This window comes from Marinobacter shunpengi, assembly GCF_045449695.1.
In the GTDB taxonomy this organism is placed as follows: Bacteria; Pseudomonadota; Gammaproteobacteria; order Pseudomonadales; family Oleiphilaceae; genus Marinobacter.
On record NZ_JBJJKZ010000015.1, the window covers coordinates 153,514 to 172,423 of the forward strand.

21 protein-coding genes are annotated in these 18,910 nt (G+C 65.2%); 13 read left to right on the forward strand and 8 right to left on the reverse strand.

Annotated elements, in window-relative coordinates; all coding sequences use genetic code 11:
• Positions 1-24: 24 nt before the first annotated feature.
• The 4 genes from ACJO2E_RS12985 (at position 25) to ACJO2E_RS13000 (ending at position 2,918) form a co-directional block, all read left to right on the forward strand.
• Positions 25-813 (forward strand): ParA family protein, encoded by a 789-nt coding sequence (locus ACJO2E_RS12985; protein WP_406964366.1) that lies wholly within the window; start codon positions 25-27, stop codon positions 811-813.
• Positions 814-873: 60 nt separating this feature from the next.
• A complete protein-coding gene (locus ACJO2E_RS12990) occupies positions 874-1,680 on the forward strand; it encodes a chemotaxis protein CheW (RefSeq protein WP_406964368.1) in 807 nt (268 codons plus the stop codon).
• A 246-nt stretch (positions 1,681-1,926) separates the two neighbouring features.
• Positions 1,927-2,415, forward strand: coding sequence for a chemotaxis protein CheW (locus ACJO2E_RS12995; RefSeq protein ID WP_406964370.1), 489 nt, complete (start codon positions 1,927-1,929; stop codon positions 2,413-2,415).
• 104 nt (positions 2,416-2,519) lie between these two features.
• Positions 2,520-2,918, forward strand: a complete 399-nt coding sequence (locus ACJO2E_RS13000) for a DUF2802 domain-containing protein (protein WP_406964775.1) — start codon at positions 2,520-2,522, stop codon at positions 2,916-2,918.
• A gap of 22 nt (positions 2,919-2,940) precedes the next feature.
• Here the strand turns inward: ACJO2E_RS13000 and ACJO2E_RS13005 are convergent, their stop codons facing one another.
• A complete protein-coding gene (locus tag ACJO2E_RS13005) occupies positions 2,941-3,246 on the reverse strand; it encodes an EscU/YscU/HrcU family type III secretion system export apparatus switch protein (protein WP_406964372.1) in 306 nt (101 codons plus the stop codon).
• Positions 3,247-3,259: 13 nt separating this feature from the next.
• Complete coding sequence (gene fliK, locus ACJO2E_RS13010) at positions 3,260-4,651, reverse strand: flagellar hook-length control protein FliK (RefSeq protein ID WP_406964374.1); 1,392 nt, start codon at positions 4,649-4,651, stop codon at positions 3,260-3,262.
• Between the two features lie 167 nt (positions 4,652-4,818).
• Between fliK and ccmA the strand changes: the two genes are divergently transcribed.
• From ccmA to ccmI, 9 genes are all read left to right on the forward strand, one after another.
• Positions 4,819-5,517: a cytochrome c biogenesis heme-transporting ATPase CcmA gene (gene ccmA / locus ACJO2E_RS13015; protein WP_406964777.1), complete on the forward strand. Its 699-nt coding sequence runs from the start codon at positions 4,819-4,821 to the stop codon at positions 5,515-5,517.
• Positions 5,518-5,581: 64 nt separating this feature from the next.
• Entirely contained in the window at positions 5,582-6,244 is a 663-nt protein-coding gene (gene ccmB, locus ACJO2E_RS13020; protein ID WP_406964778.1) for a heme exporter protein CcmB, read from the forward strand.
• 35 nt (positions 6,245-6,279) lie between these two features.
• Positions 6,280-7,047, forward strand: a complete 768-nt coding sequence (gene ccmC, locus ACJO2E_RS13025) for a heme ABC transporter permease CcmC (protein ID WP_406964376.1) — start codon at positions 6,280-6,282, stop codon at positions 7,045-7,047.
• A 4-nt stretch (positions 7,048-7,051) separates the two neighbouring features.
• Entirely contained in the window at positions 7,052-7,315 is a 264-nt protein-coding gene (ccmD, locus tag ACJO2E_RS13030; protein WP_406964377.1) for a heme exporter protein CcmD, read from the forward strand.
• The gene (gene ccmE / locus ACJO2E_RS13035; RefSeq protein ID WP_406964379.1) at positions 7,312-7,776 is read left to right on the forward strand and encodes a cytochrome c maturation protein CcmE; all 465 of its coding nucleotides are present in this window, start codon (positions 7,312-7,314) and stop codon (positions 7,774-7,776) included. The genes ccmD and ccmE overlap by 4 nt, the downstream gene beginning before the upstream one ends.
• A gap of 41 nt (positions 7,777-7,817) precedes the next feature.
• Positions 7,818-9,854 (forward strand): heme lyase CcmF/NrfE family subunit, encoded by a 2,037-nt coding sequence (locus ACJO2E_RS13040; protein ID WP_406964380.1) that lies wholly within the window; start codon positions 7,818-7,820, stop codon positions 9,852-9,854.
• Positions 9,851-10,390 carry a DsbE family thiol:disulfide interchange protein gene (locus ACJO2E_RS13045; protein ID WP_406964381.1) on the forward strand — a complete coding sequence of 180 codons (540 nt, stop codon included), beginning with the start codon at positions 9,851-9,853 and terminating at the stop codon, positions 10,388-10,390. The genes ACJO2E_RS13040 and ACJO2E_RS13045 overlap by 4 nt, the downstream gene beginning before the upstream one ends.
• Positions 10,387-10,875: a cytochrome c-type biogenesis protein gene (locus ACJO2E_RS13050; RefSeq protein WP_406964383.1), complete on the forward strand. Its 489-nt coding sequence runs from the start codon at positions 10,387-10,389 to the stop codon at positions 10,873-10,875. Before ACJO2E_RS13045 ends, ACJO2E_RS13050 begins: the two co-directional genes overlap by 4 nt.
• 44 nt (positions 10,876-10,919) lie before the next feature.
• Positions 10,920-12,236, forward strand: a complete 1,317-nt coding sequence (gene ccmI, locus ACJO2E_RS13055) for a c-type cytochrome biogenesis protein CcmI (protein ID WP_406964385.1) — start codon at positions 10,920-10,922, stop codon at positions 12,234-12,236.
• A 13-nt stretch (positions 12,237-12,249) separates the two neighbouring features.
• On the opposite strand, the gene ACJO2E_RS13060 is transcribed toward ccmI, so the two are convergent.
• Genes ACJO2E_RS13060 through ACJO2E_RS13085 form a run of 6 tightly spaced genes read right to left on the reverse strand, consistent with a single transcriptional unit; the run spans position 12,250 to position 18,868 of the window.
• Positions 12,250-13,641, reverse strand: coding sequence for a protein BatD (locus tag ACJO2E_RS13060; RefSeq protein WP_406964387.1), 1,392 nt, complete (start codon positions 13,639-13,641; stop codon positions 12,250-12,252).
• A complete protein-coding gene (locus ACJO2E_RS13065; RefSeq protein WP_406964388.1) occupies positions 13,635-15,461 on the reverse strand; it encodes a VWA domain-containing protein in 1,827 nt (608 codons plus the stop codon). Before ACJO2E_RS13065 ends, ACJO2E_RS13060 begins: the two co-directional genes overlap by 7 nt.
• A complete protein-coding gene (locus ACJO2E_RS13070) occupies positions 15,458-16,492 on the reverse strand; it encodes a vWA domain-containing protein (protein ID WP_406964390.1) in 1,035 nt (344 codons plus the stop codon). The genes ACJO2E_RS13065 and ACJO2E_RS13070 overlap by 4 nt, the downstream gene beginning before the upstream one ends.
• The gene (locus tag ACJO2E_RS13075; protein WP_406964391.1) at positions 16,486-16,944 is read right to left on the reverse strand and encodes a DUF4381 domain-containing protein; all 459 of its coding nucleotides are present in this window, start codon (positions 16,942-16,944) and stop codon (positions 16,486-16,488) included. The genes ACJO2E_RS13070 and ACJO2E_RS13075 overlap by 7 nt, the downstream gene beginning before the upstream one ends.
• Entirely contained in the window at positions 16,941-17,888 is a 948-nt protein-coding gene (locus ACJO2E_RS13080; RefSeq protein WP_406964392.1) for a DUF58 domain-containing protein, read from the reverse strand. Before ACJO2E_RS13080 ends, ACJO2E_RS13075 begins: the two co-directional genes overlap by 4 nt.
• Before the next feature lie 14 nt (positions 17,889-17,902).
• Complete coding sequence (locus ACJO2E_RS13085; protein ID WP_406964393.1) at positions 17,903-18,868, reverse strand: AAA family ATPase; 966 nt, start codon at positions 18,866-18,868, stop codon at positions 17,903-17,905.
• Between the last annotated feature and the right edge of the window lie 42 nt (positions 18,869-18,910).

Genomic DNA, 18,910 nt, shown 5'->3' on the forward strand with positions numbered 1-18,910 from the left:
GGGGCATTCACGGGAGAGTTGTTTGTGCGGATCTGGGCAGTAGCGAATCAGAAAGGCGGGGTGGGCAAGACCACCTCCGTGGTTACCCTTGGTGGCCTGCTGGCTGAGCAGGGTTACCGTGTACTCCTGGTGGACCTGGACCCCCACGGGTCCCTCACCAGCTGGTTTGGCCATGACCCGGACACCATCCCCCACAGCGTTTTTGACCTGTTCCAGCACCAGGGCAAGGTACCTGACGGCCTGCCGGCGCAACTGGTGACGGACACCGGCTGCGAGGGGCTGTCCCTGTTGCCGGCCAGTACCGCCCTGGCCACCCTGGAACGCAAGATGGTGGGTGTCGAGGGCATGGGACTGATCGTCTCCCGGGCCCTGGCCCAGCTCTGGGATGATTTCGACTATGTCCTGCTGGACAACACGCCGTCCCTGGGGGTGCTGATGGTCAATGCACTGGCGGCCTCACAGCACCTGATTGTCCCGGTGCAGACGGAATTCCTGGCATTGAAGGGGCTGGAGCGCATGCTCCACACCCTGCAGATGATCATGCGTTCTCAGAAGAACCGGCTGGACTACACCATCGTGCCCACACTGTATGACAAGCGTACCCAGGCCTCGGTCAGCAGCCTCAACCAGCTTCGCAAGACCTACCCGGAGGAGCTCTGGCGCTTCATGATCCCGGTGGACACCCGGTTCAGGGACGCCAGCCAGGCGGGCCGGGTACCGTCGAAGCTGGACGCGGACACCCATGGCGTGCGGGCCTACCGGCGTCTGTTGCAGGACCTGATGGAGGGGACCACCTCATGGGCTTCCAACTGACCGACCTGGTTGCCGCTGACGGATTTCTGACAGGCGACGGAAAACGGTCGCGGAGGTCCTATGGCGCCTGACCGGAAATCCTCCACCGATCTGGCGGACCCGTCCGCGGCACTGGTCAGCTACCTGGACGACCTGCTGCACACGGCTACGGCCACCGCGACGGAAACCGTTGAGGAACAGGAGACGGTGACACCAGCGCCGGAGGAACCCGAAACCCGGGCCGACACCCTGGTTGACGAGGCCGTGGCGCCGGATCTGCCGGTTGAGGATGAGCCGGAGACAGCGTTGGTCACACCGGAGCCTGATATTGCCCCGGCCCCCGTTGCGGAAGCCGTGCCCGTCGAGACAGCGGTGGCGGTGCCCGCCGAGGAGCCACCCGCACCCGCGGAACCCGAGGCCAATCCCGACTGGGCCGATCGGCCGTTCGAATGCCTGATCTTCAAGGTGGCTGGCCTGCAACTGGCGGTGCCGCTGGTGATGCTGGGGGCGATCCATCGCATAGAGGACCGCATCAAGCCGATTCCGGGGCGCCCTCCCTGGTACATGGGGATGCTGCTGGACCGGGACCAGAAGCTCAAGGTGGTGGACTCGGCGCAGTGGATCATGGCCGGGCGGGTACCGGAAGGCGCCCGGGAGGGCTATCGCTTCGTGATCCGGCTGGATGACAGCGACTGGGCCCTGGCCTGTGACGAAGTGGCGGAATCCTTCACCCTCGACCCGGACCAGGTGCGCTGGCGCACCTCCCGCAGCAAGCGGCCCTGGCTGTCGGGCACCGTGGTCAAGCACATGTGTGCCCTGATCGACGTGGGCGCCATGGCCGGATTGCTGGCACGGGCGGAGCGGGAGCACCACCTGGAGCTAGACTGACGGGTGTTTTGAAAGCTGTCGCATAACTATACATACTTAACGGGCGGGTATTCTTCCCTCAAGTTCACCCCCGGTCTGGCCGATACCTTCTGGGAGGCCGGCGGAAGCGCGGACCGGCGGTTACCAAATTAAACCGATCCACTCTGGCACGGTTTGTGCCCCTGACTATAGTATGGGGCACTGACGATGATTTTTTGACATCAGGCTGTCCCGTTAGACGGATGGCCTGCGAGGAGACAAGGCATTATGGCATCCGATAACGGACAACAGGGTCAGGCCCAAAACGACAAGGTCCTTCAGTACGTCACCTTCCGTCTGGATGACGAGACCTACGGTATCGATGTGATGCAGATCCAGGAAGTGCTGCGTCACACCGAGATTGCTCCGGTACCCGGTGCGCCAGATTATGTCCTGGGCATCATCAACCTGCGGGGCAACGTGGTCACGGTGATCGACACCCGCCGCCGGTTCGGTCTGGCGGATGCGGAGATCACGGACGCCACCCGTATCGTGGTGATGGAGTCCGAAAGCCAGGTGATGGGTATCCTGGTGGACTCCGTGGCAGAGGTGGTGTACCTGAAGGCCAGTGAAATCGAAACCGCACCCAACGTGGGGAACGAGGAAAGCGCCAAGTTCATCCAGGGGGTGTGCAACAAGAATGGCGAACTGATCATTCTTGTGGAGTTCGACAAGATGCTGTCTGATCACGAGTGGGCGGAGATTGCCGCGCTCTGACCTGACCACCTGCAGGGCCTGACCACTCGTCGCCCCGGCAAGTGGCAGGTCCGGGGTCCATCGCCACCCGGTCGTGATCACCACCAACCGAGGACCGAGTGATGATGACCACCGACTGGACCCAACTGGCCCCCTGGGCCCTTACCCTTGTTGCCTTTGTCCTGCTGGCCGTTCAGGGGCTGGTTAACAGCCGCCGGATCGATCGCGTACGCCGGCAGTTGCGGGACAACACCGAAAACCTGGTGCGTGAACTACACGCCACCAGCAGTGGCAGTGCCGGTGTCGGTAACCGGGTGATCGCCTGCGAGCGCCAGCTCCACGAGCTGCGCTCGCTGTTCGATGAAATGCGCCAGAACGACCCGCTGCGGGTCTCCTATGATGAAGCCTCCCGCCTGGTGGACCTGGGGGCCGATGTGGATGACCTGATGAATACCTGTGGTATCTCCCGTCCCGAGGCGGAACTGGTTTCCGCGCTGCGCCGTCGTCAGCAGCGGGTGGCCTGAACCGGTTGTCGGGCATTCCGCCTCATGGGGATTCCGGTTTGTCCTGGCCGGCATCCTGCGGCGTCCGGCCCTGCAGATGGAAGGCAAAGGCCAGTATCTCCGCGATGACCCGGTAGAGGGTTTCGGGAATCTCCTCGTCCAGATCCAGTCGCGCCAGTATGCCCGCCAGTTCGGCATTCTCGTAGAGGGGCACCTCGTGTTCCCGGGCAATACGGATGATCTCCTCCGCCACCTCGTCCATTCCGCTGGCGGCGACGGTGGGAGCCCTCTGGCCGTCATACTTGAGGGCGACAGCGGTGTCACGACTGCTGCTCCGTTGTTCCGTCATCGTTGTTCCTCCTTCATGCCCGGGTGTCCAGCAGCCGGTGTTCCAGGCGGGTGGCCGCCGCGGGTGGCTGCCCTCTGCGGCATTCCAGTTCCGTCACCTCCAGCCCCAGGTCCGTCAGCCGGGTGCGCAGATCCCCCAGTTCCTGGTTGACCTGGCGGGCAGTGGCCTGGCGTTCTGCCCAGACCCGGGCGGACAGGGCCTGCTGTCGCAGGGCGATATCGAAGAACACCTTGCCGGCCTCGTCCAGGTCCATGGCCAGGTTCAGCCGCCATTCGGCAACGCCGGCGCGCCGGCTTCCCTGTTTTTCCTGCTGCTCCGGCTGGTTATAGTCGATCCGTAACTGGGCGGTCTTCACCTCTCCACCGGGAGCCATCCAGGGAAGGTCGGTGACCAGTGTATTGATCTGTGGGGCGCCCTCGGCGCCACTGCGGGTGGTCAGCAACTGGCTGTGGAGCTGGTTGACCGTGATCCGGTTCAGCATGCCCGCCAGCAGGCGTAGCATCTGACCGGGGGAGGCCGGTTCCCGGCTGTCGCCAGTAGCCAGGGGCGTCGTGGTCGGTGCCGGAAACTGGAGTGGCGAGGTCACCAGTTCATGGCTTGGCAGCGGCGTGAAACGGGTGAACTGGTCGCTGCCCAGGTTCTGGTGTTGCAGCAGGGTCAGGGCCAGCCGCCCCAGGGCCAGCTTCAGGTCTGTGGGAGCAGCATCCAGGGTGCCCCGGGCCAGGCGGGCTTCGGTCATCACGCCGCTGTTGATCAGCCATTGTTTTACTCCTTCGGCGTCCAGTCCCGGCGTGCCTGGGGATGCCAGGCTCGTGAGGGGGGCAAGGGGTGCCTGGGAGATTGACGATGTCGCCGGCAGTGGCCGGAACGTCAGTCCCGTGGTTTCTGTGGAGGCCCGGGGCAGTAGCCTGGCGATGGCCTGCAGGGCCTCCCGGACGGTGGTGGGTACGGGTTGGCTGGCGCCGGGTTGGGTGCTGGTGCCCGGGGCTGCCCTGAGACCTGCGGACAGGGTGGCCAGTAGCTGGCTCAGGCCGCTGTCCAGGTGTTGCTGCCAGGGCAGGTGGCGGATCAGGGCCTGCCCCAGGCGGGTTTCCGCTGTGGCAGGCAGCTTGTCCAGCAGGGTTAGCGATGAACCTTCCCGCATCAGCCGCAGGAGATCCCCCACCTTCAGTTCCGGCCGGTCCCCGGGCAGGTTGACCGTCAGTTTCTGGCCGCGTACTTCCAGTATGGCCTGATCCATGCCCCGCTGGGACAGGAGTTCGGCCACCCTTGCGACCACCGCCTGGCGGTTTTCCAGTTGCAGGCTCTGCAGTTGACGCAGGGGATCGGGCTGCCCCGTCCCGGCGTTGCCGGCGGGCGGTTTGGGGGGCTGGGTATTGATCGGGTTACCGTCGGGTAATTTCATGGGTTTTGTGCAACACGACTCGTCGTTTTGATGTCAGGCAAGAGTAATCAACGGCCCGTTTCGTTATAATAGCGCCCGCTTCGGGAATTCTCCCGGAAGTACCGGTGATACCGGTTTATGTATTTCCCGGGGTGGCCGATGCCGCCCCCTGGCAACCCGGGGCCCTGATGACTGAGCCGCTGCCACAGGCTGATCATTTGCTCAAGGCTGAGCGTCTGGAATGTGAACGGGACGGTCGTACGCTGTTCCGTGACCTGAGTTTTTCCATAGTGCCGGGTACGCTCACCCGTGTCGAGGGTCCTAACGGTTCGGGCAAGACCACGCTGCTGCGCATACTGGCCGGTCTGAATGACAACTGGAGCGGGCAGATCCTCTGGTGCGGGCAGCCACGGCACCGGCATTGGGACGCGGTGCGCCGCAATGTTCTCTACCTGGGGCACCGGCCCGGCATCAAGGGAGTGCTGACGCCAATGGAAAACCTGCAGGCGCTGGTGGCGGGGCGGCAGGCCGTGAGCCGGGATACCCTGGCCCAGGCGCTGGCCCAGGTCGGGCTCGGTCCCTGGACCCATGTGCCCTGTGAGCACCTGTCCGCCGGCCAGAAACGGCGGGTCGCGCTGGCGCGCCTGCTGTTCGCGGATGAACCGGTGTGGTTGCTGGACGAGACCTTTACGGCCCTGGATGTGGATGCCGTGGCCGCCGTGGAGCGGCTGCTGGCCGACCGGGTACGGGATGGTGGCGCGGTGGTCATAACCACCCACCATCAGCCGGCCCTGGAAGACATGGCCCGGATCCGTCTGGGGCAGGCCGCGGAGGGCGACCGGGCCGGGGCGCCGGCCAATGACCGTACGGAGGTGCCAGGTGGGTAGTCGGCAGCCACTGGGGGCCCTGGTACAGGACCCGGTGACGTCATCGCCGGGGGTGGGGCAGGCCATGGCGGCCCTGATCCGTCGTGACCTGCGGCTCAGCATCCGTCAGAAGCAGGATCTGCTGAATCCGCTGCTGTTCTTTATCATGGTGGTGGCCCTGTTTCCCCTGGGGGTGAGCCCCGAGGCGTCGTTCCTCAGTGAGGCCGGCGCCGGCATCCTCTGGGTGGGTGCGCTGCTGGCCACCATGCTGTCACTGGACCACCTGTTCCGCTTCGATTTCGAGGACGGAACCCTGGAGCAGATTGCCCTGCAGCCGCAGCCGCTGTTCCTGCTGGTACTGGCGAAGACCCTGGCCCACTGGCTGGTGACCGGGCTGCCGCTGGTGCTGCTGACACCGCTTTTGGGGATGATGTTGTTCCTGGACGGGAACTCTGTTGCGGTTTTGTGTCTAACGCTGCTGATCGGCACACCCGTACTGAGTCTGATCGGCTCGGTGGGGGCGGCTTTGACCGTTGGTTTGCGGGCCGGGGGCGTGCTCTTGTCCCTGCTGGTGATCCCTCTGTATATTCCGGTGCTCATCTTCGGTACCGGTACGGTAATGGCGGCAGGCAGCGGGGCCGACGTGTCCGGGCACCTCGCATTGATGGCGGCAATGCTGGTGCTGGCGGCCATGCTGGCACCACTGGCCGCGGCAGCGGCCCTGAAGATCAGTTTATCGACGTCCTAGGGCGTCAACAGGTTTCGAGTCAGGGGATACACCCGATGTGGCAATTCTTTCACAAACTGGGCTCGCCGAAGTGGTTCTACGGCATTGCCGGCCGGTTCATGCCCTGGCTGCTGGCCTTCGGGCTGCTCCTGACCCTGGCCGGCATCATCTGGGGGCTGGGGTTCGCTCCTGCGGAGCGTTACCAGGAAAACAGCTATCGCATCATCTATATCCATGTGCCCACGGCGTTCCTCGCCCAGTCTGTCTACATGATGATCGCGGTTGCCGGCGTGGTTACCCTGGTCTGGAAGATGAAGCTGGCGGATGTGTTCGTGCGTGCGGCGGCCCCGGTGGGCGTGGTGCTGACGCTGCTGGCGCTGTTTACCGGCGCGGTCTGGGGCAAACCGACCTGGGGCGCCTACTGGGTCTGGGATGCGCGGCTGACCTCCATGCTGATTCTGCTGTTCCTGTACATCGGCATTATCGGTCTCGGTTTTGCCTATGCGGACGAGAAGGCGGCCGCGAAGGCGGTGGCGGTGTTATCCATCGTCGGTGTGGTGAACATTCCCATCATCAAGTATTCGGTGGAGTGGTGGAACACGCTGCACCAGCCCGCCACCTTCAAACTGACGGAAAAGCCCGCCATGGTGCCCGAGATGTGGGTGCCGCTGCTGATGGTGGTGCTGGGCACTTATCTGCTGTTTGGCTGGATAGCCTTCTATCGCATGCAGACGGAAATCCTGCGGCGGGAGTACCGCACCCGCTGGGTGCGTGAGCTGGTTCAGGCCGTTGGCCAGTCGCAACTGAAATCGGGAGGAGCCTGACGCCATGGCCTTCGAATCCTTCAGTGACTTTATTGCCATGGGTGACCATGGGCTCTATGTCTGGACATGCTACGGTGTGTTTTTTCTGCTATGCGGATTGCTGGCATGGCTGTCTGTGTTCGAACGCCGTCAGGTGGTCCGCGCCCAGCGTTTCCAGCAGCAGTTCCAGTCCTCGCCGCAGGGTGCGGCAGGCTCCGGAAACCCGGCAGGCGAAGCCAGCTTCCAGCGAATCCAAACGTCCCACAATGAGCCAGCCAGCAAGCCATGAATCCTGCACGTAAACGAAAGCTCAGCATCATCCTGTTCCTGTTGGCCGGCGTATCGGTGGCCGTTGGCCTGACCACCTACGCCTTCCGCCAGAACATCAACCTGTTCTATGACCCGACCCAGATTTCCGAGGGCGAAGCCCCGGTGGATGTGAGGATTCGCGCCGGTGGCATGGTGGAGGAGGGCTCGGTGGTCCGTGACCCCGACAGCCTTAAGGTGGAGTTCCGGGTGACCGACTACAGCTCCACGGTGACGGTGAGGTATGAAGGCATCCTGCCGGACCTGTTCCGTGAGGGGCAGGGCGTGGTGGCCACCGGGCAACTGAATCAGGACCGGATCTTTGTGGCGGAGCAGGTCCTTGCCAAGCACGATGAACAGTACATGCCGCCCGAGGTCAGCAAGGCCCTGGAGCGATCTTCCGCCCGGGCCGAAAAAGAGGGCCGGGAGATGCCCGAGTACTGATCCGCTGCAACACCCATAAGAACGCCTGAAGAGAGACCGACATGTTTCCGGAACTTGGACAAGTCACCCTGATCATCGCGCTGTTGCTTTCAGTCCTGCTGGCGGTGATTCCCCTGTATGGCTCGCTGACCGCCCGGGACAGCTTGCAGGCTTTTGCCAGACCCCTGGCGGCGGGGCAGTTCGTATTCATCGCCATTGCCTTCGGCATTCTCACCCGTGCGTTCATGCAGGACGATTTTTCGGTGGCCTACGTGGCCAACCACAGCAACAGCCTGATGCCCTGGTACTACAAGTTCAGTGCGGTCTGGGGTGGCCACGAGGGTTCGCTGCTGCTATGGATCCTGATGCTCAGTGGCTGGACCCTGGCGGTGGCCACCTTCAGCCGCCGGCTGCCTTCGGTGATGGTGTCCCAGGTGCTGTCGGTGATGGGCATGGTGGCCATCGGTTTCCTGCTGTTCATCCTGATGACCTCCAACCCGTTTGACCGGATCCTGCCGAATGTGCCGGCGGACGGCGCGGATCTGAACCCGCTGCTGCAGGACTTCGGCCTGATCGTCCATCCGCCCATGCTGTACATGGGCTACGTGGGCTTCTCGGTAGCCTTTGCCTTCGCCATCGCGGCGCTGATCAACGGTCGCCTGGATGCTGCCTGGGCCCGCTGGTCCCGGCCCTGGACCTCCGTCGCCTGGGGATTCCTGACCATTGGTATTGCTCTGGGCAGCTGGTGGGCCTACTACGAACTGGGCTGGGGCGGCTGGTGGTTCTGGGACCCGGTGGAGAACGCCTCCCTGCTGCCCTGGATTTCCGGTACCGCGCTGATGCATTCCCTGGCGGTGACCGAGAAACGCGGGGTGTTCAAGAGCTGGACTGTGCTGCTGGCCATCCTCACCTTCGCCCTGAGCCTGCTGGGGGCCTTCCTGGTGCGGTCCGGGGTGATTACCTCGGTGCACTCATTTGCGTCGGACCCGACCCGGGGGGCATTCCTGCTGGGTCTGCTGGCAGTCACCGTGATTGCCAGCCTGACTCTCTATGCGTTCCGGGCGCCGGTGGTGCACACCCGGGCGAAGTTCGGTCCCCTGTCACGGGAAGTATTCCTGCTGATGAACAACGTGCTGCTGATGGCCGCCATGCTGCTGGTGCTGGTGGGCACCATCTTCCCGCTGATTGCCGACTACTTCGAGCTGGGTAATATTTCCATCGGCGAGCCTTTCTTCAACCTGACCTTCAGTCCCATTGCCGTGGCGGTGGGCATCCTGCTGGGTATCGGCATCTTCTCCCGCTGGAAGAAGACCGACGACCAGTACCTGGCCCGCAAGCTGATCCTGCCCTCAATGGGCGGGCTGGCCATTGCGGTGGCGGTGGTGCTGTCCATGGGGACCTACGATTCCCCCGGCATCACCGGGTTCTGGGGCGATCTCAGTTTATGGGCTTTCTTTGGCATCTTCTCCGCCGCCTGGTGTGCCGTGGCCACGGTGCAGGACCTGTGGACCAAGTCGTCGTCCCGGCACGGTCGCCTGCACGGGCTGCGCCGCCAGTCCCGCAGCTTCTATGGCATGGTGTTCGGCCACCTGGGCCTGGCCATGGTGATTGCCGGTGCCACCGTGGTGAACAATTTCGGCATTGAGCGCAATGTCCGCATGAGTCCCGGCGATATCGCCGAGGTCGGCGACTACCAGTTCAGGTTCGCATCCGTTGGCGAACGGGAAGGGGCCAACTTTACGGCCCTGGTGTCGCGATTCGATATCAGCCGCAATGGCGAGCCGGTGGCCACCCTATATCCGGAACGGCGCCGCTACGTGGTCCAGCGCAACGTGATGACTGAGGCGGGAATCGACGGCGGCTTCCTGAGGGACATCTTTGTGGCTCTGGCGGAGCCCGTGTCCAGCAATGCCTGGGCGGTTCGGTTGCAGTACAAGCCGCTGGTCCGCTGGACCTGGCTGGGGGCCCTGGTGATGGCCATTGGTGGCTTCCTGGCGATTTCCGATAAGCGTTACCGCATCAAGGATACCGCCACCGAGCGCAGGAAGGCGTCCACGGGGCAGGAGCCCCAGGGCAAGCCAGCGGAGGCCGGCGCATGAAACGGGCGTTGATGTTCCTGCCGGTACTGGTGGCGGTGGCGTTTGGTCTTTTCCTCTATTCGGGGCTGGGCAAGGACCCCCAGGAGCTGGACTCCGCGCTGATTGGCAAGCCGGTACCGGCGTTTGAGTTGCAGGACCTGGAGAACCCGGACCGTACCCTGACGCCATCGGTGTTCCAGGGACAGGTGTCGTTGCTGAATGTCTGGGGCACCTGGTGTCCCGCCTGCCGCGATGAACACGAGGACCTTGTGTGGCTGGCGGAGGACAAGGGCATTCCCATCATCGGTCTGAACTACAAGGATAACCGCGATGCTGCCGTGCGCTGGCTGCGGGACCTGGGCAATCCCTATCAGCTCACGCTGTTCGATCCCCAGGGCCGTTTCGGTTTTGACCTCGGGGTATACGGTGCTCCGGAAACCTACATCATCGACAAGCAGGGTATTGTCCGGTATCGCCATGTGGGGGTGGTTAATCCCCAGGTGTGGGAAGAGGAACTGGAACCCGTTGTCCGCCGGTACCAGGAGGAGGGATCATGAAACCGCTGCTGGCGTGGCTGTTGCTGGCGCTGATGGCGCCGATGGCCCTGGCTCAGTCCGATGGTGAGTCGGCTGGCGGGCAGGACATGTACCCGCTGGAGACGTCGGATCAGCAGGAGCAGTTCCAGCAGTTGCTGAATGAGCTCCGCTGCCCCAAGTGCCAGAACCAGAACATTGCTGACTCCGATGCGCCCATCGCCGAGGACATGCGCAACGAGGTCTATCGCATGGTGAAGGAGGGCGCGGATGAACAGACGGTCGTGGATGCCATGATCGAACGCTTCGGCGAGTTCGTCCACTACAAGCCCGCCTTCGATGCCCGCACCGCGTTACTGTGGCTGTTGCCGGCCATCGTGGTGGCCGTAGGCCTGATCGTGATCGTACTGATCGTGCGACGTTCCGGCCGTCAGGGTGCTAACAATGGGCCCGGGCTCACCGACGAGGAACGCCGGCAGGCGGATGACCTGCTGCGGCGGGATTCATGACCATACACGCACGCCATTCCGCACCCAACTGAACGACTGTTTCTATGACCCAAACCTTCTGGATTACCACGGCGGTACTTGTCGGCCTGGCCTTCCTGTTTATCCTTTATCCACTGGTGTTCGGCCGCCCCGGGCGCCGTATTAACGCCGACATCCGTAATCAGAACCTGCTGGCCTACCGGACCCGGCTGACGGAGCTGGAGGAGGAGTACCAGCAGGGCATCATCGATGAGGAAAATTTCCGCATGCTCCGGGACGAGCTGGCCGGGGCCATGCTGGATGACGTTGGCGACGGCCAGTCTCCGAAGGACGTCAGCGCCCCGAAGGAAGTCCGGGCAGAAGACCTGCGCATGGATTATCGCCGTCGCAGCACCTGGGCGGTGGTGGTGCTGGCGGTGGTGCTGTTGCCGGCCGGTGTCGTGCTGCTCTACGGGGAATGGGGCGCCCTGGGCAAGGTGGAACAGTACCAGGCCATGAAAGAGCTCCAGGAAACTACCGGGGGCGACCGCATGGCCCAGATGGACCAGCTCACAAGGCAGCTTTCCGAACGCCTGGAGCAGGAACCGGATAATCCCGATGGCTGGGCCATGCTGGGCCGCAGCTACATGCGCATGGAACGCTACCCGGAGGCCGCCCGGGCGTTCGAACGCCTGGCGGAAGTGGTGCCGGACGACAACGCCAGGGCAACGGCCTGGGGCCTGTCGGCCCAGGCCTGGTTCTTTGACAGCCAGGGGGCGCTCACCGATGAGGTGAACCGCGCCATGGACCGGGCCCGGGAATTCAACCCCAATGAGGTGAACACCCTGGGCCTGCTGGGTATCCATTCCTTTGAGCGGGAAGACTACGAGGCGGCTATCGAACACTGGGAGACAATCATTGACGTGGCCCCCGACCACCCGCAGATTGCCTCCATCCGCGAGGGCGTGAGTCGCGCCTACCAGCGGCTCGGTATGGATGTGCCGGACCGTGTGCAGGCGGAGCAGCCAGCCAGTGACGGGCTATCCGACCGGGGAGTGAACGTCAGGGTGGAACTGGACGAGGCGTTTGCCGGTGAGATATCACCGGACACCACGCTGTTTGTCTACGCCCGCACGCCGGACATGCGCTCCGCGCCCCTGGCGGTTGCCCGGCTGCGGGCCGGTGAACTGCCCCTTAACCTGCGCCTGGACGACCGGCTGGCCATGGCGCCCCAGTTCCGGATCTCGGGAGCCGATGAGGTGGTGGTCGCGGCCCGTATCAGCCCATCGGGTGCCGCCAAGCCCCAGCCCGGTGACTACCAGGGTATCCGCGAGGAACCGGTACCCGTGGTCAGCGGCGACAGCGAGCCGGTGCTGCTGACCATCGACGAACAGCTTCACTGACGTTCGTCCCCGGTCAGGGATTCAGCCCATCCGGGTAGAGGTCCGGCAGTACCTGCCGGGTGCCATGGCTTCTGCTGGACGGTCTGTTCTGCCAGTTTGTGCGCGCCGCCTTCAGGGCGCTGACCAGTGCCTGGCCGTCAGGCATTTCGCCGCCACCGTCGCGGAACAGTGACTCCCGCCACCGGTTCACCAAGGCCGACAGTTGAGGGTCGGACAGGATGGCCAGGGCGGCGTCGCTGGTGTGGCAGTCCCGGCCCGCCAGGGCACTTACCCACGCCGGAAGTCCGTTAAAGAACCGTGAATCCTGCTCTCGGGCCTGATCACAGAGCTCTCGGAAGCGCTCCTTCTCCCCCTGTTCCACGACCGGAGTGACCACCGGGGCGGCCTGCCGGCGGCGATGGTGCAGCCACCACGCGGCCACGGTAGTGGCCCACCCCAATGCCAGCAGGGCGACCAGTAGCGGCCAGAACCAGTGGCCGGTCAGCGGTGCGGACTCCGGCGCCGACTGCGGCGGAGTCGCCTCCTCCGACACCGGCTCGGCAGGGCCATCTCGGGTTTCCTGGCCGAATCCCGGCGTCGCCGCCAGCTCGATGGTACGGGCAGGCAATACCGCAACCCTCTCCCGGTCCTCGTTGACATCCCACCAGGGAATACGGACTTCCGGCAGGGTGATGTCACCGCCTTCAGCGGATACGGGAACCAGAGCCACCGTCTGTTGCAGTTCACCGAGAACGCCATCGGCGGTGGCGGAGGATTCCCGCTGCTCGGGCTCCGGGTAACTTCTCAATGCATCGGGATACCGGATATCCAGTGACGGCAGGGTGGTGGCGGGCAGCCCCCGGGCTGTCAGGGTCAGGGTGCGTGTCAGGTTATCGCCGGGCGTCACCGGCCCCGTTCGTTCGAGCCCCCTGTCGCTGATGGACAGATCGGTGGCCGGCAGCCAGGTGCCGCCACTGAACTCCGCCGGCACATCCTTGACGTTCACGGGGAACAGTACGGCGGAATCCGATATCCGGTAGTGGTGTCCCCGGGAATGGCGGGCGGTGCCCTGGAAATCCAGCGGCGGTAGCTGCAGGCGCCCCGGTTTCTGGGGGAAGATGACATAGTTCCGTTCCACCACCCGGTAACTTTCGCCGTCCACCCGTTCCCGGTACTGCTTCTGTTCTCCCAGCTTTTCAATCACCGCATCCGGGTGTTCCGGGTCGGTCAGTTGCCCCTGGATCACCTGGTTGGTGTAGTAGAGCTTGACGGTGAGGCGCAGCTCCTGCTGGGCATAGACTTCATCCGCACTGGCGGACAGCTCTATATAGGCTTCTTCCCGGGGCTGCTGGGCCAGCGCCTGCAAGGGCAGCAGCGCCAGCAGGACCAGCAGGAATCGCCATGACCGGTGGGATGCAATTACCATGGTGTGTCGTTCTCGTCCGGTTGAATGTTGCGGCTACGGGACTGTTGCATGAATTTACGGCGCAGCAGGCCACCCGGGTTGTCTGGAATCCGGCGCAGCCATTGCTGCTGGGACTGGGTCAGCGTATCGGCGTCACCCTGTTCCGCCGGCTCTGTCTGGCCCTCGGCCATCCCGGCCTGTTCGCGGCGACCGTTTTCGGCCTCTCCCGGCTGTTGACCGGCCTCGGAGGCCTCCTCCCGATCCTGCTGCGGGTCGGAACGGCCGTCCATGGGCTCCTGACCGGCCTGCTGTCCCTGCTGGCTTCCGGAGCCCTGTCCGCCAGGCTGATCCTGTGAGCCGTCCTGCTGACCAGCCTGCTCACCGGGCGGTGGCTGGTCCTGGTTGCCGGGTTGGGAATCCTGGCCCTGTTGCTGCCGATCGGACTGGTCGGATTGTTGTTGTCCCTGTTGCTGCTGCTCCTGCTGTTTCAGGTACTGGCGAACGACGTCCCGGTTGTGTCGGGCGGCGTCATGGTCCGGGTTCCGGGCCAGGGCCTCCTCCCAGGCCGAGAGGGCGGCTTCCGGCTTGCCGGCCCGGGCCAGGGCGTTGCCCCGGTTGTAGTGGGCATCGGCGGATTGGCCGTTGGCGAAGGCATCGGCCGCACTCTCATACTGACGGTCCCGGTACAGGGCGGTACCACGCCACTGGGGATCGTCCAGCCGCAGGGCAGCGCTGGCGGGATCTTCCTCGATAAGCTGGGGCGCTCGCTGTTCCGGCGTCTGCCAGAGATCGTTCCACTCCAGTGCCCGGGCCGGTCCGGACGGTACCCAGGTCAGGCCCAGGGCGACCATCACCAGCGCCCCGCGTCGCCAGCCCACCAGGGCCAGGGGCAGGGCCAGCCACAGCAGCCAGTAACCGTCGTCCTGGCGGCGGGTGGTGCTGCGCTCTTCCCGCGCCTCCTGCCATTCGTCGTGGTCCTGAGCCCGCAACCGCAGCCGGGAGATGTCCCGGTCCGAGGTGGTCATGTGCAGTGCCCCACCACCGCTGGCCCGGGCCGTGGATGCCAGTTCCGGCAGGGTGGCCCTGGCGATCACCACCTGTTCGCCGTCACGGAGGAACCCCCGCTCCGGCACGGGAACGGGGGCGCCGCTTTCCGTGCCCACCAGCAGTCCGTCCAGTTCCCAGCCGGTGGTGTTCAAACGGTCCCGAATGGCCGCGCCATAGCGGGGGTTGAGACCGTCGGTAATCAGCAGGATGCGGCCCCGCCCGGGTGCCCCCTGATCCAGCAGTTCTATTGCCCGGGCCACCCCCAGGTCGGCCCGGTTCCCCGGGGCCGGCATGATGATCGGGTCCACGGCGGACAGCAGGCCCTCCACGGTACGGCGATCGTCGGTCAGGGGGGTGACCACATGGCCGTCGGCGGCGTAGACCACCAGGCCTGTGTAGGCGCCTTCCCGGGCCGCCAGCAGGTCACGGATCTTGCGTTTGGCCCGGGTCAGCCGGTCCGGTTTGACGTCGGTGGCCAGCATGGACAGTGACAGGTCCAGCACCACCACCAGGGAGTCATCCTGTTGTTGCAGGGGCGACGGGGCGGTACGAAAGGAAGGCCCCGCCAGTGCGATGGCCGCCACGGCGAGCAGCAGTGGCGCCAGCAGCCGTTGCCCCCTGCCGGGCCCTGTGGCGCCGCTTCCGCCGGGTAACAACGGTTTCAGCAGGGCAGGGGGGATGACCTGGTGCCAGCGGGTATGGCCCTGTCCCAGTGAGCGAAGCAGGTAGTACAGCAGGGGCACCGCCAGCAACAGCAGGAGCCACAGGGGGCGAAGGAACTGGAAATCGATCATACCGTGCGCCCTCCGCCCCGGTTGAACAGTGACAGCAAGGCGCGTCCCCTGGCCAGGCCCAGCCCGCCCAGCCAAAGGGCCAGGGCGGCACTCGCCGGCCAGGCATAGAGTTCGGTGACCGGCCGCCAGGATTTGCCTTCCAGTTCCAGGGGCTCCAGCCGGTCGATTTCCTGGTAGATGCCCTGCAATTCCTCGAGGTTACGCGCCCGGAAGTAGTGGCCGCCGGTGCGCCCGGCAATGTCCCGCAACAGTTCCTCGTCCAGGTTGCTGGAGGGGTTGACCCGGCGGCTGCCGAAAAGCCCTCGCTGGATGGTTGATTCCGAACCGATACCGATGGTGTGGATGCGGACGTCACTGTCGGCGGCAATCTCGGTGGCTTTTTCCGGCGTCAGGTTGCCGGCGGTGTTGGCGCCGTCGGTCAGCAGGACCAGCACCCGGTGTTCCTGGGGACGGTCCCGCAGCCGTTTTACCGCCAGCCCGATGGCATCACCGATGGCGGTGGCCCGTCCGGCCATGCCGAGGCCGGCTTCGGACAGCAGGGTGAGCAGGGTGCCATGGTCAAAGGTGAGCGGGGCCTGGATATAGGGTTCCGATCCGAACAGCAGCAGACCCAGCCGGTCGCCCTCCCGCTGGCGGATAAAGTCGTCCAGCACCAGCTTCAGCGCCTCCAGCCGGTTCAGGGGGCGGCCCTGGAGGATCATGTCACGTTCCTCCATGCTGGGTGAGATATCCACCGCCAGCATCAGGTCGCGCCCGGTCATGGGCACATGGGTGGCCTCGCCCACATGCTGGGGGCGGGCCAGGGCAATGACCAGCAGCGCCCAGGCCAGGGCCAGTACCACCGTGAGCCAGGGGCGCCGGCCGGCACCCTGTGGGCTGACGCCGGGCAGGCCCCGCAGCCGGGACTGGATGGGCAGGATCGGGGCCGCCACCGTGTCTGTGGTGGTGGTCCGGGAACTCCACGCCAGCCGCTTCAGCAGCCAGGGAAGTGGCAGAAGTGCCAGTAGCCAGGGCCAGACCAGGTTCACCATGACTGCCTCCGGATCCAGTATTCCGCCAGTTGTCGGGCGTCGCCGGGCACAAGGTCGCTGGCGGGCCGGTAGCTGGCCACCACCAGTTGTTGCCAGGGCCGCTCCGGGTCACCGGAGGTCAGTGCCAGGAAACGGCTCCAGTCATCGCCGCTGAGGCTGGCGGGATTGTCATGGGGGTAACGGGCCAGGGCGGTTTCCTTGAGCAGGCGGTTGAGGCCGGCATACCAGTCGGGGCCCGGCTGCTCCGGGGTGCTGTAGTTCGCCAGCCGGGCCAGGGCGGCCCGTTTCGGGGCCTGGCGGCGGTGACGTCGCCAGGCCAGGAAGGCTACCACCGCGATGCTTGCCAGCAGCAGGGCTGCCAGCATCCACCAGCCCGGCGCCGGTGGCCAGAAGCCGGCGGGAGGGGGCGTGTGGATATCCTTGAGCTGTTCCAGGACATTGTCGGGTATCACAACAGGCGTCCTCCTGATGAGGTCAGCCCGTGCATCAGGGTCACCGGATCCTCCTCGGTGGCCAGGGTCAGCAGATTGGTGCCGGTCTGCCGGAACAGGCTCTCCAGGGCGCTGCGCCGGGACTGCGAGTCTTCCCGCCAGGCCCGTTGCAGGGCCCGGTCGTCACCGTCGAACCAGAGTGTGCCGTCAGCGCCTCCCACGGCGTAGTCGCCATGGCCTGGCAGGTGATCGTCCAGGGGGTCGGTTACCAGTACCGCGGTGACCTGGTTGTGCATGGCCAGTCCCGCCAGCAGGGAGCGGGTGTCGCCGTCCGCTCCCTGGAAATCGCTGATCACGAACAGCCGGCTGCCGGTATGGGCGATGCGGCGGGCCTCGGTCAGTGCGTCGTTAAGGCCATCGCTGCCGGGCTCCGCCATGGTGGCCGGCTGGTGTCGCTGGTGGGCGGACAGGGCATTGAGCAGTTGCATGACCGAGCGCCGGCGCCGGGAGGGCCGGACAATCTCGGTGCTCTCGCCACCGAACACGATGCCCCCGGCCTGGTCGCCGGAACCGTGGGCGACCCAGGCCAGCAGGGCCGACAGTTCGGCGGCACGTACCTGCTTGTAGGAACCTTCACTGGCAAAGAACAGCCCGGGGCCAAGGTCGCACAGGATCAGCACGGGGCGTTCCCGTTCCTCCTCGTAGACCCGGGTGTGGGGTTCCTGCCGGCGGGCCGTGACACGCCAGTCGATGCGGCGCACGTCATCGCCGGGCTGGTAGGGGCGGACCTCGGCCAGGGACATGCCCCGGCCCCGCATCACCGAATGGTGGCCCCCGCGCCTCTGCCGCAGGGCCCGTCGGGCCGAGGGCATCTGCAGGGTGCGGGCCTGGGCCTGCAACAGCAACAGGTGCCGGAGGTCGGCGGTGACCCGGTGCTGGTGATGGGTGGCGGCGTTGCTGAACATGCTGACTCCCGGTTTCAGGCGGTGACCGGCACCCGCTCCAGCAGGCGGTTGACCACGTCGTCAGGGGTGATGCCGCCGGCCTCGGCGTCGAAGGTGAGTATCAGGCGGTGCCGCAATACATCCGGGGCGATGGCGCGTACGTCGTCCGGGGTCACGTAGTCGCGGCCATCCAGCCAGGCCAGGGCGCGGCTGCAGCGATCCAGGGCAATGGTGCCCCGGGGGCTGACGCCAAAGGCCAGCCAGCGGGCCAGGTCATCGTCCAGGGCCAGGGGATCCCGGGTCGCCAGCACCAGTGCCAGCAGGTAGTCCTCCACGGCATCGGCCATGAAAACCTCGCTCACCGACTGGCGGGCCTGATGGACCTGCTCCGCAGTTACCGGCTCACCCGCGCTGGTGGCACCCTCCCTGGCTTCCTGTCGGGCCAGGTGGAGGATCTCCCGTTCCGCTGAGGTCTCCGGGTAGCCGATCATCACATGCATCAGGAAACGGTCGAGCTGGGCTTCCGGCAGTGGATAGGTGCCCTCCTGCTCGATTGGATTCTGGGTGGCCATGACCATGAACGGTGCCGGTAGCGGGAAGGTGCGCATGCCCACACTGACCTGGCGTTCGCCCATGGCTTCCAACAGGGCCGACTGGACCTTGGCCGGCGCCCGGTTGATCTCATCCGCCAGTACCAGGTTGTGGAACACCGGCCCCCGCTGGAATTCGAACTGGCCGGTTTCCGGACGGTAGATTTCACTGCCGGTGACATCCGACGGCAACAGGTCCGGTGTGAACTGTATGCGATGGAAGTCGCCACTGAGGTTGTCCGCCAGCGCCTTGATGGCCGTGGTCTTGGCCAGGCCGGGGGCTCCTTCCACCAGCAGGTGGCCGTCTGCCAGGAGAGCGATCAGCAGGCGTTCCACCAGGGCATGCTGGCCGATAATGCGCTGGGAAAGGCGGTCCTTGAGATCGCCAAAGGTCTGTTGCAGGGAGGACATCGGGCTGACTACTCCGAAGGTTGTATTGTCTCGGTTATAACT